We start from the raw sequence: 15,122 nt of genomic DNA on the forward strand, positions 1-15,122 counted from the left end.
CATGATTAGGTAGGTGGATGCGGCGAACGAACGAGGAACGGTCCCGGGCCACTCGCCACGACCTGGTCGAGGCCGCGCGCGGGCTCTTCGCCGAGCACGGCTACGCGGGCACCTCGCTGGCCCAGATCGCCGCGGCGGCCGGGACCACCACTGGCGCGGTGTACCACCACTGGGAGAACAAGCAGGAGTTGTTCCACGCGGTGGTCGAGCAGGTGCACGCCGATCTGCACCGGGTGTTGCCCGCCCGCTCCGGTGGCACGGGAACGCCGGCCGATCGGCTCAAGGCGTCCGGCTCGCTCTTTCTCCGCCGGTGCGCGGACCCGGCGGTGGGGCGGATCCTGCTGGTCGACGGTCCGTCCGTGCTGGGCCAGGAAAAGTGGCGAAACTTGGACGAACAGTGGTGGCGGGGACCGGCTGTCGCGTTGCTGCGCGAGGCGGGCGGTCCCGAAGAGCTCGCGGTCGCGTTGCTGGGATCGCTTACCGCGCTGGGACAGGAAATCGCCCACGATCCGCGTCCGGTGCGGATTCGGCGGTGTCAGCAGGTATATCGGACGCTAGTGGACGCGGTGTCAGTTCAGGTGAACTGAGATATCACGCAGCGGCAAGAAGAATCGCGGCCCGCACTGCTTCCTCGGTGTGCTCGTGCACCGCGGCACCGTGCTGCAGTGCGTCCTCGGCCAGTTTTTCCAAGCCGCCGAACAGGATCAGGGCGCGGGTCCGCGTCAGCGCAACGCCGCCGGACTCGCGGAATTCGGCACCAGCCGAGATGGCGCGGGCGACGTTGACGTATGCGTCCTGGTTCAGGTCCGCGGAGATCGGGGCGTCCAGCAGCGGCACGTCGCGGATGTAGCTCAGCATGGGGGCGGGCCGGGCGTCGACGACGCCGATCCACGCGGTGACGAGCTGGCGGAGTTGCGTCTGCCAGGGCGCGGTGCGGTCGACCGCCGCGGCTGCCTGTGCCGAGCCGGTCGCGGCGGCTTCCTTGAGCAGGGCGACCAAACAGGCTTCCTTGGAATCGAACTGTTCGTAGAAGCCGCGGCGGGAGGTGTGCGCGCGGCCGACGAGGTCGCCGATCGTGATCTTCGGGAAGCGTTTTTCCGCGAGCAGCGACTCCAGCGCGCCGGTGAAGCGGCTCCGGTAGGCGCCGGGGCGCTCGACGGGCGTTTCCGGCTCTGCAGCGCGTGACACCGCGCGGGTCCTTCCTGTCCGCGGTTGTCCGGCGATTCTACCAGTCCGGCGGCGGCCGGTATTCCGAAACGGGAGCGGGATATCCGCGGAATTCCGGGAAGGAAAGAGCGCGGCGGCATTCGGCGGCGCTGGCTGGTCCGGGTGGCAGTACCGCCGGCGACGCTCCGGGAGCGGCTACGCCATCTCAGTGACATAGCGGAAAGACGTTTGGCCGATTGCGGGTACGTTCGGTAGTGTTTTGTTCCAGCGTCAGATTGGGGAGTCGAGCGCTAGGGGGATCCAGGTGTTTTCACCGTTTTTCTTCGCGCCGCGCACGAGACGCGGCACTCGGTGAGCACAACTCTGTGACGAAATAGCTGTTTCCGCAGGTCAGCGGGTTGCCTGCGGGTGCGTGCGCACCTGTCCCGGCCGACCGTGCCTGCTTGCCGGAATGGTCCGGCGCATACGTCCCGCCGGCGTCGGGGGCCGGCGGGGACGACGCGGCTGTTCCCGTCCTCGCATTACCGCGCCGAGGGCAGAACCTGAATGTTTTTCGCTCAGGGCAGGGGAGCGGTCCGCTCAGGGGAAATCAGGAAAAAGAATGGGGAAATCATGACAATGGGGTCTGCGTCTCTGAAGATCGCCAGGGTGGCTTCGGTCGCTTCGCTCGCGGTCGTCATGTCCGCGGGAATCGTTTCGGCCGCGAATGCGTCGCCGTCCCGGGAAGCTGTCCCGGCGGGCTGCGGCAGCGCCGGCGGCGGCACCTGGTGCCACGGTTCCGGCCGTGACGGCGTCTGGAAGGGCTGCTACTCGAACTACAACCACCCGCGGAACTACCACAGCTCGACGGCGGCCATCGGCGCCGCCAACGACAAGCGGTACGCGTCCGCGGGTTCCTGGTCCAACGCGCACGCCAGGGCGGGCTGGGCCTACACCTGCTACACGTACTACAACCCCAACGCGTGATCGTGGCCTGACGCTCCGGGCATGATCACCACGGTGCGGTGCCGGGCCGACGGGGTCCCGGCACCGCACCTCCACCGCAGCAGGCACGCAGCAGCGACGAGAGCGAGCTTTCCGTGCGACTGATCCTCTCTCTCCTTTTCGCGGGAATCCTGTTCGCCATTCCGGCGGTCGTCCTGATGGACGTGGTTCTCGAGCAGGAAGCGCACAGCGAGACCGCGGCGGACCGGGTCGGAGTGCCTTTCGTCTGGCCGGAACGCCCACAGGTCGCGGATCCGGAGACGACGCTGCGCATTCTCGCCGGAGCGGCGGAGGCGACTGGAGCCACGGTTGTGCGCACCACCGTGAGCACTCAAGCGGACCGCAAGCGCATTACGCATTACGTGTTGCTCGGCGGCGATCGGACGGCGTTGTTCAGCGAATTCGCTCTAGCGCAAGGACGTTGGCTGAGTCCCGTGGAGTCGCGGAGCGGGGCAGCGACGGTTTCGACGTCGGGCAGCCGTGGAAACGTTGGTGTCCCAGCGGTTTTCGCGGACCGGTACGAGCTCGCGTTCGCGCCGCTGCGTCAGGCGTTCGATTTCTTGCCCAGTTCCGGCCGGTATGTGGTCGACGCGGGACCGGCGACGGACCGCTTCCTCGCACTTGTCCGCGAGCGGTTGGCCGAAGCGGGTGTCACGGTCTCCGATCTGACTCCGCCCAACCGCGGTGAGCAGCCGTCGGAAACCGGTCCAGGGTTGCGAATCCTGGCGTATCTGCTGGCGGGCGCGTCCACTGTGGTCATTGCGTTCCGGTTGCTGCGCGAGGGAAAACGGGTGGGCGTGCTCCGCCTGATCGGGCATCCGACGACGCGGATCTGGTACGACGTCGTCGGGAGAATGCAGATCGGTACCACTCTCGCGGGGCTGGGCGCGTGCGCCGCGGTCGTCCTCGTCGTGCCCGGCGTCGACTCGTCGTTCCTGTACGCGGTGGCGCCGGTGACGGCAGCCGGATTCGCGGCGACGCTGGGCATCGGGCTGCTCGTCGTCCACCGGGTGCGCATTTCGGATCTCGTCAAAGGAAGTCTGCAGTGAATCACAGGACGCGACACCGTTCGCCGTTCGGTTTGGCGATCGCCGCACCGGCCGTGGTCAAGGCGGTATGCGGCGCGATCCTCGCGGTGCTGGCCGTGGTGGTCTGGCAGCAGTTCTCCGAACTGGCGAAGCAACAGCAATTGCTGTCTCCGTGGGAGAAAGTCCAGGGCTACGGGGTCTTCTACCCGCGCTTGATCGGAAACGACCAGCAGGAAATGGAGACCGGCGGCAACGCCTCGTCGGTCGCGGAAGCCCGGGACCTCTATCCGGTGCTCGACCGGGCAGGCGCGCTCTTCGTCGACGCCGCCAACTACGAGCCGGGCACGCCGCCGGACCCGACGTCGCGGTGGCCGGTGCCGCCGATCCGGGTCAACACGCATTACCTTGAGCAGTACCCGATCCTGGACACTGCGCGGAAGCCGATCACGGTCGCCGCCGACGACCCGGCGTGGGTCGTCGCCGTTCCCGAGCAATTCAAGCCGAGGGAAGCGCAGATCCGCCAGCTTCTTCAGGAAACACGCACCGGCGGTCCGGGAATCACCGGTGCGACGCAAGCGGAACAACGCATCACCGGCGACCAGCCGCGGTTCACGAGCCAGCGCGTCCGGATCGTCTGGACCGCCTCCGGGCAAGGCGTGTTCAGCTACGACCCGCAGGTCAATCCCGGGCACGGCAACCTGATCACCGACCCGATCGTCGAGATCATGACCCCGGCCAACAGCCTCGCCGTCGACCGGCTCAACGCGATCACCGGCGGTTTGGACACCGGGCTGAAGGTCCGCGTCGGCGACGATCCGGCGGGCACACTGGCCGCGCTCGGTCCGAAACTGAAGGAACTCAAGCTCGACGACAATCTCCAGCATCTCGTCACCGTGCACGAGGCCATGGCCGCGCAGCTCGACCAGGTGCGCGGCGGGATCACGCGGATCGCCGTGTTCGCCGGCGCGGCGCTGCTCGTCCTGGTCGCCTTGACCGCGGTGATCGTGCTCATCGGCTCCGACCGCCTGCGCCGACGGCTCACGGTGCGCAGACTCCACGGGATCGGCTTCGCCCGTTCGTACCGGGAACTGCTGATCGCCCTGGGCGGAACGTGGCTGGGCCAAACCGTGCTGGCCGGGATCGGGCTGGCAGTGCTGGCGATGAACACCCTGTCGCCGGCCGACGCCGCGGCGGGCCCGCTGGACCGGCTTCCGGAACTCACCGCGGTATCAGTGCTCTCGCTGGCGATCGAGGCGATGTTCGTGGTCGTGACCGCTCGGATCCTGGAGCGCCGGAACACGGTCAAACGCTTGAAGGAGCTGTGACCCATGGAATTCTTGTGCGAACTCCGCGGAATCCGGAAACAGTACGATCTCCACCCGGTCCTGGACGATTTCGCGCTCGGCGTCGAGCCAGGCGAGTTCACCGCGCTGACCGGCGCGAGCGGGGCCGGGAAGTCGACCGTGCTGAACCTGCTCGGCCTGCTGGAATCGCCTGACGCAGGCGAGGTCCGCCTTTTCGGCGAGCGCGCGCCGCGGCCGCGCTCGCGGGCGGCGAATCTGCTGCGCCGCAACCGGCTGGGGTATCTGTTCCAGAATTTCGCGCTCATCGACAGCGAGACGGTCGAGCACAATCTGGAGGTCGCGCTCACCTACGCCAAGCGGGGGACGCCGAAGCGGGACCGCGTCAAGGAGGCGCTCGCGCAGGTCGGGCTGCGCCGGTCGGAACACCGGAAGATCCACTCGCTGTCCGGCGGCGAACAGCAACGCGTCGCGGTGGCGCGGCTGCTGCTCAAACCGTGCGATCTCGTCCTGGCGGACGAACCTACGGGTTCGCTCGATGCCAGGAACCGGGACCGGGTCTTGGATCTCCTGGAGAAGCTCAACGAGGCGGGCAAGACGATCATCGTGGCGACGCACGACGAGGTGGTGGCTGAGCGGTGTTCGCGGGTGGTGGATCTTTCCGGCCCCGCAGCGGAATCAACGCAGGAGCGCGTCGCCAGCGGTCACTGAGGCGTCTCCGGGCGCGTCGATCGGCGGCAGGATGTGCGCCGGGTCCGCGCACACGCCCCGGATGACATCGGCGACCCGGAGCAGCAAACCGAGCCGCGGATGATGCGGCGGCCAGGCGATCCCGATCTCTCGCGGCGACACGATCTCGCTCAGCGAGAACCGGGTGACGCCCGGATGCCGTTGCCCCAACGCCAGTTGCGGCACGATCGAATACCCGACATCCGCGGCGACCAGCGGTTCCACGACGTGGATCTTGTCCGTGTCGAAGACCCAGTTCGGCTCGATGCCCTGCCTGCGAAGCTCGGCGGCGACCTCGAGTTGTTCGCTGGTCAGGCACACCATGGGCAGACCGCGCAGGTCAGCCGGGCGGACGCGGTCGACGGAGGCCAGCGGGGCGTTCCGGGGCGCGAGCAGGATGAACGGGTCGCTGAACAGTTCCAGCCCGTGTGCTTCCCCGCTTTGCAGGGGGAAGATGACGAACGCGATGTCGATCTCGCCGAAGCGCAGCAATTCCTGAAGGCGGACGTCGTCGTCGACCTCGATGGGTTTGATCCGGCACGGGAGGTGCTGGGTGCGCATCGCGGCCAGCACCAGCGGCATCACCCGCACCGCGACGCTCGAGAACACGCCGATCCGGACGGTCGGTTCGCGGCCGTCGCGCATGTCCTGGATGTGCCTCGTCGCGGTGCGGAGGATGACCTGCACCTGTTCGGCGGCGTTGACCAGCGCGATCCCGGCGTCGGTGAGCCGCACCTGGCGCTGCCCGGACGTCCGGCGGACCAGCACGACGCCGAGCCGCCGTTCGATCGACGCGATGCGCTGGCTGACCGCGGGCTGGCTGCAGCCGAGCTCCACCGCGGCGGCCGCGAACGAGCCTTCGTTCGCGACCGCGTACAGCGCTCTCAGCTGCAGCAGCGTGAGGCGGCCGCCGTCGGACCAGATGGCGTCCAGCACAACCCGGCCGAGCCGGTTCCGTCGTTCCGCGCCGATCATGGGCTGGCCTCCTTGCCAGGAACTCAGGCTTCCCGTCGCGTGCGGCTCATCGGGTCCCTCCGGCGAGGCAGAACGCGGTGGCGAGCTCGATCGTGCTCGCCAGATCGGCGAGATCCGCCACCTCGCCGGAGCTGTGCATGTGCCGGATCGGGATGTTGATGACGCCGCACCGGATCCCGGCGGCGACGGCGGCCATGGCGTCGGCGTCGGAGCCGCTTTCGTCGCCGTACGCCTCGATGGTGTAAGGGATTCCGAGCTCCTTGGCCAGCGTGCGCAGGCTGCGGGCCATGGGTTCGTCGGTGACGGCGCCGCGGCCGATCGCCGGGCCGGAGCCGAGCCGGTGGTCGCCGGTTTTGTGTTCGATGCCGTCCTCCGGGATGTCGCTGGCGAAGGTGGTGTCGATCGCGAGCGCGAAGTTCGGTTCCGTCGCGTACACGGCTCCCATCGCGCCGTGGTAGCTCGTTTCCTCGCGCACGCTGGCGACCACGGAGATCTCGGCGGTGACCGACGCCGCTGCTGCCGCGCGTGCCGCTTCGAGGACCGCCAGCGCGCCGAGCCGGTTGTCCAGCGCCGGAGCGGCGATCCGGCCGTTGCGCAGGTCGACCGGGGACGCGCCGAACACCACCGGGTCGCCGACGGTGATCACCGATTGCGCGTCGGCCCGGCTGGTGGCGCCGATGTCGATCCACAGATCGGCCATCTTGGGCGAGGAATCCCCGTCGTTCAGATGCGGCGGCGCGGTGCCGATCACGCCCGGCACCCGGCCGTTCTCGGCGAGCACCACGACATGCTGGCCGTACAGGATCGCGGCGTCCCAGCAGCCGATGCTGACCGCCCACAGCCGTCCGGCGTCGTCGATGTGGCTGACGCTCAGCCCGATTTCGTCGATGTGCCCGATCAGGGTGATCCGCGGAGTGCTGCCCGGGTTCACCACCGCGTGCCCGCTGCCGAGCGGATCGACGTGCACATCCGCGAATTCCCCCGCCAGCGCGACCCAGGCGCGCACTGGTTCTTCCTCGTAGCCCGACGGCCCGCGCGCGGCGAGCAGCGGCAGGAGACGCCTGCGCAACGTGGCGGCGTCGGGCGCGTATCGCGGGGAACCGTCGGGGTTCGGCATGCCACTCCTTTGCTGGACGGGGATTTCCGGGAGAAGTCAGCGCAGCCAGGCGACGCCGGGCAGGAAGCCGAACTGGCCGCTGAACCGGTAGTTGCCGAGCCGCGCCGAGGTGAAATCGATCCATTTCGGCACGTACAGGGAGACCCACGGGGCCTGGTCGGTGACCGCGCGGTCGATCTCGGCCCACTTCGCGTTCGCCGCGTCCGGGTCGGTGTTCGCCAGCCGCAGCGCGTCGGTCATCCGGGCGTCGATGGCCGGATCGCAGAATCCGCCGACGTTCGGGCTCGCGTCCGAATTCGGCACGAACGCGGCGCAGGACGTCAGCACTTTCAGGAAATCGCTCGGCGCCGGATAGTCCTGGGACCAGTCGGTCAAGGCGGCTTCGACGCGGTTTCCCGAATTCTGGACAAAGGGGTACTGCAATCCTTCGTCCATCGGTTTCAGCGTCGCACGGTACCCCAGATCCGTCAACAGGGTCTGCATGTATTCGCCCATCGCGATATGCATCCGGTTGTTTCCCGGTACCACTGAAACGGCTGCCCCGGCGGTGCCGGATTCCGCGACCAGCCGTTTCGCTTTCGCGAGATCGGGTCCGCGCCACGGTCCGCGGCCGTTCGGCCCCGGGTTGCTCGTCCACGGGCAGTACTGCTGGTAGCCGGGGATGTTCGGCACCAGGACCTGGCAGGTCGGGATGGCCAGTCCCGGACCGCCCGCCTGCAGCACCGCCGAATTGCGGTCGAACGCGTAATTCACCGCCTGTCTCGCCTTGAGATTGTCGAACGGCGGAATCCGGGTGTTCAGCGCCCAATACCAGACGTGCCCGAGCTGGTCGGTGTGTAATTGCCGCGGATGGTCGAGGCTGATCTCGTTCAATCGGTCCGGCGGCGGCTGGTCGCCCGCGAGATCGGCCTGTCCGTTGATCACCGCGGTGATCTGGTCGGTCGGTTCGAGGCCGAATTTCTGGACGATCTGGTCCGGATATCCCTCGGGCGCGGCAAGCGGCGACCACGACCGGAAATACGGATTGCGTTTCAGTACGACGCGGTCGGTCGGATCGTAGCTCGCCCAGTAATATGGCCCGGTCGAGCGCAGTTTCGACACGTCCGAGCCGACGTCGGCCGGCGGTGTGTCCGCGGGCAGGATCGACGCGAGCGGCTGGCCGAGCTGCTGGGGGAGTTCGGGATCCGGCTCGGTCAGCGTGAAGGCGATCTTCCTGGTGGCCTCGTCGATCGCGATGCCTTTCGACAGATCGCAGGTTTCCGGGGTGTCGAGGCATTCCTTCGCCCCGGCGAGGACGTCGAACTGCGAGGACGTCGTCGGACCGTGCACCTTGAACATCCGCTCGAACGACGCCTTGACGTCCTTCGGCCGGACCTCGCGCCCGTCGCTGAACCGGATCCCGGACCGCAGGGTGAACGTCCACTTGAGACCGCCGTCGGTGGGCTTCGGGATTTCGGTGACGAGATCCGGGGTCACGTGCTGGCCGGTTTCCGGGCCGGACTTGGTGAACGCGGTGAGACCGTCGTAGGTCGCGGTGAAAAGCGTCCAGGACGAGGTCGAGAAGTTGACCATCGGGTCCGCGGTGCCGACATTGCCGGACGACAGCAGGACCTCGATCCCGCCCTGATGTCCGTGATCGCCGGGGGCGATCGACGTCAGGTCCAGCGTGTCGTCCACGGCGCATCCGCTCGCGGCGAGGAGCACCAAAGACGCGAGCACCGCTGATTTCCGCTTCATCGCGCCAGTCCCTCACTGTCGACCGGCGGCAGGATCTCCGCTGAACGGGCGCACACCCGCTGGATGATGTCGATGACGCCGCGAATGAACGCCAGCCGCGGGTGATATCGCCGCCAAGCGATGCCGACGGTCCGCGCCGGGACGGTCCCCGCGAGGGAAATCCTTCGCACGCTCGGGGTCCGGCCGCCGAGGGTGAGCCGCGGCACCGCGCCGTAGCCGAGCCCGGCGGCGACCATCGCCTCGACAGCGTGGTTGGTTTCCATCTCCAGCACCCAGTTCAGCTCCGCGCCGACGGACGCGGCCCAGGCCTCCATCGGATCCCGCTGGCCGCGCAGTCCGATCAACGGCAGCCCGGCGAGCCGTCCGGCCGGGAGCGGTGCGGCGGCTGCGGGCATGAGCAGCACGAACGGGTCGGTGAGGAGTTCCGCGGTGTGCAGCGCCGGATCGGCGATCGGCAGCTTCACGAAGGCGAGGTCGATGTCCCCGTTGCGCACCAGCCGGGAGACCTCGGTTTGCTGATCCAGTTCGACCAGTTCGATCCGGTAGTCGACCGGCTGCCGCCGCAGTGCCGCCATCATCGGCGGGATCACCCGCTCGCTCGCGCTGGTGAACAAGCCGATCCGGACGGTCGCGTTCAGCCCCTTGCGGATCGTCTCCACCTGGCTCAGCGCGACCGAGAGAATCCCGCCGACCTGTTCGGCGGCGGCGACCAGGGTGTCGCCCGCTTCGGTGAGCGAGACGCGGCGCTGCTGCCGGGACCGGTGCACCAGCAGCACGCCGAGTCCGCGTTCGAGGCTGGCGACCCGTTGGCTCACCGCGGATTGGGTGCAGCCCAGCGCGGTGGCGGCGCCGGCGAAGGAACCGGTCGCGGAGATGGCGATCAGCGCGGCGAGCTGGGGGAGGGTCGGGCGGGCGGATTGATCGGTTTCGGCGCTAGTCATCGAGAGCGGCCTCCGGTTCGGCGGGCGCGGCCTGGACCGCCGGCTCGAGCGGGTGGTGGCAGGCGACGTCGTGTCCCGCGGTTTCCGTGGCCAGCACCGGTTCCGTAGTCCGGCACACGCTGGTGGCGCGCGGGCAGCGCGGGTGGAAGCGGCAGCCGCTCGGCGGGGTGAGCGGGCTCGGCACGTCCCCGGCCAGCGTGGTGTCCCGCCAGCCCGCGCCCGCCGCCGGATCCGGGATCGGCACCGACGCCAGCAGCGCCGCGGTGTAGGGATGGTGCGGCGCGGCAAAGATCTCAGCGACCGGCGCCTGTTCGACGATCCGGCCGAGATACATCACCGCGACCCGGTCGGAGGTGTGCCGCACGACGCCGAGATCGTGCGCGATGAACACGTAGGTGAGGCCGAGCCGTTCCTTGAGATCGTCGAACAGGTTCAGGATCTGCGCCTGCACCGAGACGTCCAGCGCGGAGACCGGTTCGTCGGCGACCACGACCCGCGGCCGCAGCGCCAAGGCTCGTGCGATCACCGCGCGTTGGCGCTGGCCGCCGGACAACTCGTGCGGGAACCGGTCGGCGAGTTCGGCGGAAAGCCCGGTCAGGACGAGGAGTTCGGCGATGTCCGAGCGCGTCGCGGGCTGGCGGTGCACGCGCAGCGGTTCGGCGACCGAATCGCCGATCCGGCGTCGTGGATTCAGGCTGGCGTACGGGTCCTGGAAGATCATCTGCACCGACCGGCGGACGGGACGCAGCCCGCGACGGCCGGTCCGGCTGATATCTCTGCCGTCGAAATTGATCGACCCGCGGCTCGGCTGGTACAGCCGGACGAGGCAGCGGCCGAGCGTCGACTTGCCGCAGCCGGATTCCCCGACGAGGCCGAGCGTTTCGCCGCGTCGCACGGACAGCGAGACCCCGTCGACGGCGTGCAGCCGACCGGGGCGGCCAAGGCGGTATCGCCGTACCGGGAACCATTTGACCAGGTCTGTGGTGCTGAGGAGGGCGGACATCAGGCGGTTCTCTTTTCGTCCGGCGTTGACGCGTGCCGCAGCAGGCAGGCGTCGAGATGCTCCACCGCCGAGGGCAGCAGTACCGGCCGCTTCCGCACGCAGACCGCCTCCGCCTCCGGGCAGCGCGGCGCGAACGCGCAGCCCGGTCCGATGTCGGCAGCCAGCGGGGGCAGGCCGTCGATCGACGGCAGCCGGACCGGCCGCGGCGCGTCCAGCCGGGGAATCGAGCCGAGCAGCCCGACGGTGTAGGGATGCCGCGGCCGGGCGAACAACTGCGCGGTCGGCGCCTGCTCGACGATCCGTCCGGCGTACATCACCTGCACCCGCGACGCGATCCCGGCGAGCACCCCGAGGTCGTGCGTGATCAGGATGACGCTGGTGCCGGTGCGCGCGCTCAGGTCGCGGATGATGCGCAGGATCTGGGCCTGCACCGAAACGTCCAGCGCGGTGGTCGGCTCGTCGGCGATCAGGATGTCGGGTTCGCAGGACAGCGCCATCGCGATCATCACGCGCTGCCGCATGCCGCCGGAAAACTGGTGCGGATAGTCCCGCGCGCGTGCGCCCGGGCTCGGGATGCCGACGAGGTCGAGCAGTTCGACCGCGCGGCGGCGGGCGGCCCGCATGCCGATGCGCTGGTGCTGGCATATCTGTTCGGCGATCTGCCATCCCACGCGGTACACCGGGTTCAGCGACGTCATCGGGTCCTGGAAGATCATCGCGATCCGGTTGCCGCGGTAGTCGCGCATCCGCTTCGGCGGGAGGGCGAGGAGATCCTGCCCGTCGAACAGCACCCGGCCGCCGACGACCGCGTTGCCGTCGCGGATCAGGCCGAGCAGCGCGAGCATGGTGACCGACTTCCCGGACCCGGATTCGCCGACCACGCCGAGGGTTTCGCCCTGAGGGAGCTCGAACGACACGTCGTCCACCACCCGCACCGAACCGCTGCGCGTGCGGAACTCCACGGTCAGGCCTTCTGCGGACAGGACTTTCGCGGGCAGGCTCGTCATCGCACTCGGATCCTCGGGTCAAGGGCCGCGTAACCGAGGTCGACCAGGAGGTTCACCAGCACGACGGCGAACGCGCCGTACAGCGTCACCGCCATCAGCACCGGCAGGTCGAATCGGCTGAGCGAGTGGAAGGTGAGGTTGCCGACCCCGGGCAGGCCGAACACCTGCTCGGTGAGCACCGCGGCCCCGCCGAGCATGGCCCCGAGGTCGAGGCCGAACAGGCTGACGAACGGGATCAGCGAGTTCCGCAGCACGTGCCGGAACAGCACCCGGGATTCGGAAAGCCCCTTCGCCCGCGCGGTGAGCACGAACTCGGACCGGTCGACCTCGATCAGGTCGGCCCGCAGCACGCGCGCGTACAGTCCGGCGGTGCCGATCGCGAGCGTGATCCACGGGAACAGCAGCTGCCCGAACCACTTCAGCGGGTCGACGTTGATCGGCGTGTAGCCCAGTTCCGGCAACCAGCTGAAGACGCTGGCATGCCAGGTGCCCTGGGTGAGCAGATTAACCACGCCGCCTAGCCAGTACACCGGAAGCGACATGCCCGCCAGGCCGAGGCCCATCAGCAGCGGATCCACCGCCCGGCCGCGGAAAACGGCGGCGAGCGTGCCCGCCCCGAGCGCGAGCAGCAGCCAGATCACCGCGGCCCCGCCGACCAGCGACAGCGTGACCGGGACCGCCTTGGCCACGCGGGAGAGCACCGGGCCGCGATCGGTGTAGGAGACCAGGTCCCGGTCGATGACCAGGCGCTTCATCATGGCGAAGTACTGCACCGGCAACGGTTTGTCGAGGCCGAAGTCGGTCCGGATCTGCGCGATCACCTGCGGGGTCGCCTGCTTGCCCGCGATCTGCCGCGCCGGGTCGACGCCCGGGGTCTTGAAGAAGATCAGGAACACCAGAATGCTCACCGCGATCAGCACTCCCGCCGCGGAGAACACGCGGCGCACGACGTAGCCGATCACCGGGCACGCATCCGCAGTTCGGCCTTCGGGTCGAAGGCGTCCCGGATCGCGTCGCCGAGGATGTTCAGCACGCACACGGTGATCGCGAGCAGCGCGCCGGGCACGATCGCCATCAGCGGCCGGTTGCGCAGCAGTTGCGTGCCGTCCTCGATGATCGTGCCCCAGCTCGCGGCGGGCGGATGCACGCCGATGCCGAGGAAGGACAGGCCGGATTCCAGGAGCATCGCGGTCGCCACCATCAGCGGGAACAGCACGATCACCCGGGACAGCACGTTCGGCAGGATTTCCCGGCGGATGATCCGGCCGTGCCCGGCGCCGTAGGACGTCGCCGCGCCGACGTAGTCCGCGGCGCGCACGGACAGCACCGCGCCGCGCACCGGTCGCGCGACATAAGGCACATAGACCACACCGATAATGAGGACCGGCAGTGCGAGACTGCCGGAACTGACCCGGACGAAACCGAGGCTGATCCCGGACGCGAAGCTGATCGCGGAAATCGAGATCGCCAGCATCAGCACCGGAAACGCCCACACGACGTCGAGGACCCGGGACAGCACGCCGTCGACAGCCCCGCCGACGTATCCGGCGATCAGCCCGACCACCAGGCCGCCCGCACAGGCGACGAGGCCGGCGAGCACTCCGATGACCAGGGTGTTCCGGCCGCCGTAGAGGATCCGGGCGGCGACGTCGCGGCCGTCTCCGTCCGCGCCGAGCAGGAAATGCGCCTGTCCGGTGGGACCGATCGGCAGCACGCCGACGCCCTGGGCCGCTGGTTGCAGCAGCGGCACCACGGTTCCGTCGTTGAGCACCGTGCTGCCGACCGGGTCGGCGACGAACGGGTCGGTGCCGGAGACGTGGCTGGCGTACAGCGGCGCGAGCAGGCACAGCGCCACGATCACGGCCAGGATCGCCGCGGACACCATGACCCGGGTGTTGCCGAGCAGGGCGCGGAGGCCGCGTCGCCACGGTCCGCCGCCGGGTGCGGGTTCCGCTCGCGTCGCGGCGGCATGGAGCTCGGTCACCTGGCCACCCCCTCGGATTTCACCGTTCCTGTCGGCAAAAGTTAGAGAAGGGTCGCGTTTTCCGGCAAGAAGACCGGCATCGCATTCGATAAGACGGCCTAATCGGCTGGGCGATGCGGCCCCGCCCGGAATACTTTCCGGTACGCGCCGGGCGTCACTCCGACCACCTGGCCGAACTGGGAACGGAAGTTGCTGGTCGTCGGGAATCCGGTCTGCGCGGCGATCCGGTCGACGGTGTGATCGGTCGTTTCGAGCAGTTCCTGTGCCTGGCGGATGCGCACTCCGGCGACCCATTGCATGGGGCTTTGGCCGGTTTCGTCCTTGAATCGCCTGGTGAGCGTGCGCACGCTCAGCCCGGCCGCGGCGGCGATGTCCGCGAGCGCCAGGTCCCGGTACGCGTTTTCCTCGATCCACGGCAGGATCTGGCCGAGCGTGGCCGGACGGCTGGGGGCGCGGTTGCGGACGATGTATTGCGCCTGTCCGCCTGGCCGGTGCAATGGCGCGACAGCGAGGCGGGCGGCGTCGGCCGCGACTGCGGTTCCGTAATCGTTCTGGACGATGTGCAGGCACAGGTCAATTCCGGCGACCGCGCCCGCGGAAGTGAGGATTTTCCCGTTGTCGGTGTAAAGCACGTCGGGATTCAAACGGACGGCCGGGTATTTCCTCGCGAATTCGTCGGCGGCGAGCCAATGTGTGGTCGCATCCAGGCCGTCGAGCAATCCTGCTTCGGCGAGCGTGAATGCCCCGACGCAGATCGACGCGATTCGGGTGCCTCGGTCCGCGGCGGCCCGCAATGCTTCCAGTACGGCGAGCGGTGCGGGTGCCAGCGGGTTCTCCCGTCCCGGCACCACGACGAGGTCGGCTCGCTGGAGGGCGTCGAGGTTCTCGTCGACCGCCAATCGCAACGGGCCTGCCTCGATGTCGCGCTCCGGACCGGCGACGAGCGTGCGGTACCCCGGGCGGCCGTCGGGGAGCCGGACGCGTCCGAAGGTCTCGATCGGCGTGGCCAGATCGAATGGGATCGAGTCCGGGAGGGCGAGCACCGCTGTGGTGTACATCCCTGGAGCGTAAGGCATCTGCCACGTGGCCAGATATAGGTGGGAGGTGTCCTGATAGCCATTGTGGAGATCATCGCGGATGGCTTTCGAT

At 68.9% G+C, this 15,122-nt stretch carries 15 protein-coding genes; 5 read left to right on the forward strand and 10 right to left on the reverse strand.

What is annotated here, in order from left to right; genetic code table 11:
- Positions 1-17: 17 nt before the first annotated feature.
- Positions 18-587 (forward strand): TetR/AcrR family transcriptional regulator, encoded by a 570-nt coding sequence (locus tag H4281_RS14695; RefSeq protein WP_182891435.1) that lies wholly within the window; start codon positions 18-20, stop codon positions 585-587.
- Positions 588-591: 4 nt separating this feature from the next.
- Here H4281_RS14695 and H4281_RS14700 read toward each other — a convergent pair whose 3' ends face one another.
- Positions 592-1,188 carry a TetR/AcrR family transcriptional regulator gene (locus H4281_RS14700; RefSeq protein WP_182891436.1) on the reverse strand — a complete coding sequence of 199 codons (597 nt, stop codon included), beginning with the start codon at positions 1,186-1,188 and terminating at the stop codon, positions 592-594.
- Positions 1,189-1,785: 597 nt separating this feature from the next.
- On the opposite strand from H4281_RS14700, the gene H4281_RS14705 reads away from it, so the two are divergent.
- The 4 genes from H4281_RS14705 to H4281_RS14720 all read left to right on the forward strand — a co-directional run bounded on the left by H4281_RS14705 (position 1,786) and on the right by H4281_RS14720 (position 5,191).
- On the forward strand, positions 1,786-2,133 hold the full coding sequence (locus tag H4281_RS14705; protein WP_182891437.1) for a lactococcin 972 family bacteriocin: 348 nt from the start codon (positions 1,786-1,788) through the stop codon (positions 2,131-2,133).
- 113 nt (positions 2,134-2,246) lie between these two features.
- A complete protein-coding gene (locus H4281_RS14710) occupies positions 2,247-3,200 on the forward strand; it encodes a hypothetical protein (protein WP_182891438.1) in 954 nt (317 codons plus the stop codon).
- A complete protein-coding gene (locus tag H4281_RS14715; RefSeq protein WP_182891439.1) occupies positions 3,197-4,504 on the forward strand; it encodes a bacteriocin-associated integral membrane family protein in 1,308 nt (435 codons plus the stop codon). The genes H4281_RS14710 and H4281_RS14715 overlap by 4 nt, the downstream gene beginning before the upstream one ends.
- A 3-nt stretch (positions 4,505-4,507) precedes the next feature.
- Positions 4,508-5,191 carry an ABC transporter ATP-binding protein gene (locus H4281_RS14720; protein ID WP_182891440.1) on the forward strand — a complete coding sequence of 228 codons (684 nt, stop codon included), beginning with the start codon at positions 4,508-4,510 and terminating at the stop codon, positions 5,189-5,191.
- Here the strand turns inward: H4281_RS14720 and H4281_RS14725 are convergent.
- The 9 genes from H4281_RS14725 to H4281_RS14765 form a co-directional block, all read right to left on the reverse strand.
- A complete protein-coding gene (locus H4281_RS14725) occupies positions 5,159-6,184 on the reverse strand; it encodes a LysR family transcriptional regulator (protein ID WP_182891441.1) in 1,026 nt (341 codons plus the stop codon). The genes H4281_RS14720 and H4281_RS14725 overlap by 33 nt on opposite strands.
- 46 nt (positions 6,185-6,230) lie before the next feature.
- Positions 6,231-7,301 carry a zinc-binding metallopeptidase family protein gene (locus H4281_RS14730; protein WP_182891442.1) on the reverse strand — a complete coding sequence of 357 codons (1,071 nt, stop codon included), beginning with the start codon at positions 7,299-7,301 and terminating at the stop codon, positions 6,231-6,233.
- Between the two features lie 36 nt (positions 7,302-7,337).
- Positions 7,338-9,038, reverse strand: coding sequence for an ABC transporter substrate-binding protein (locus tag H4281_RS14735; RefSeq protein ID WP_182891443.1), 1,701 nt, complete (start codon positions 9,036-9,038; stop codon positions 7,338-7,340).
- Positions 9,035-9,979, reverse strand: a complete 945-nt coding sequence (locus H4281_RS14740; RefSeq protein WP_182891444.1) for a LysR family transcriptional regulator — start codon at positions 9,977-9,979, stop codon at positions 9,035-9,037. The genes H4281_RS14735 and H4281_RS14740 overlap by 4 nt, the downstream gene beginning before the upstream one ends.
- On the reverse strand, positions 9,972-10,982 hold the full coding sequence (locus H4281_RS14745) for an ABC transporter ATP-binding protein (protein ID WP_182891445.1): 1,011 nt from the start codon (positions 10,980-10,982) through the stop codon (positions 9,972-9,974). Before H4281_RS14745 ends, H4281_RS14740 begins: the two co-directional genes overlap by 8 nt.
- The gene (locus H4281_RS14750) at positions 10,982-11,989 is read right to left on the reverse strand and encodes an ABC transporter ATP-binding protein (RefSeq protein WP_220507175.1); all 1,008 of its coding nucleotides are present in this window, start codon (positions 11,987-11,989) and stop codon (positions 10,982-10,984) included. The genes H4281_RS14745 and H4281_RS14750 overlap by 1 nt, the downstream gene beginning before the upstream one ends.
- Positions 11,986-12,951 carry an ABC transporter permease gene (locus H4281_RS14755; RefSeq protein WP_182891446.1) on the reverse strand — a complete coding sequence of 322 codons (966 nt, stop codon included), beginning with the start codon at positions 12,949-12,951 and terminating at the stop codon, positions 11,986-11,988. The genes H4281_RS14750 and H4281_RS14755 overlap by 4 nt, the downstream gene beginning before the upstream one ends.
- Positions 12,948-13,973 (reverse strand): ABC transporter permease, encoded by a 1,026-nt coding sequence (locus H4281_RS14760; protein ID WP_182891447.1) that lies wholly within the window; start codon positions 13,971-13,973, stop codon positions 12,948-12,950. The genes H4281_RS14755 and H4281_RS14760 overlap by 4 nt, the downstream gene beginning before the upstream one ends.
- 98 nt (positions 13,974-14,071) lie before the next feature.
- Positions 14,072-15,031, reverse strand: a complete 960-nt coding sequence (locus H4281_RS14765; protein WP_220507176.1) for a GlxA family transcriptional regulator — start codon at positions 15,029-15,031, stop codon at positions 14,072-14,074.
- Positions 15,032-15,122: the final 91 nt, after the last annotated feature.

The sequence above is a fragment of the Amycolatopsis dendrobii genome, from assembly GCF_014145675.1.
GTDB classification, from domain to species: Bacteria; Actinomycetota; Actinomycetes; order Mycobacteriales; family Pseudonocardiaceae; genus Amycolatopsis; species Amycolatopsis dendrobii.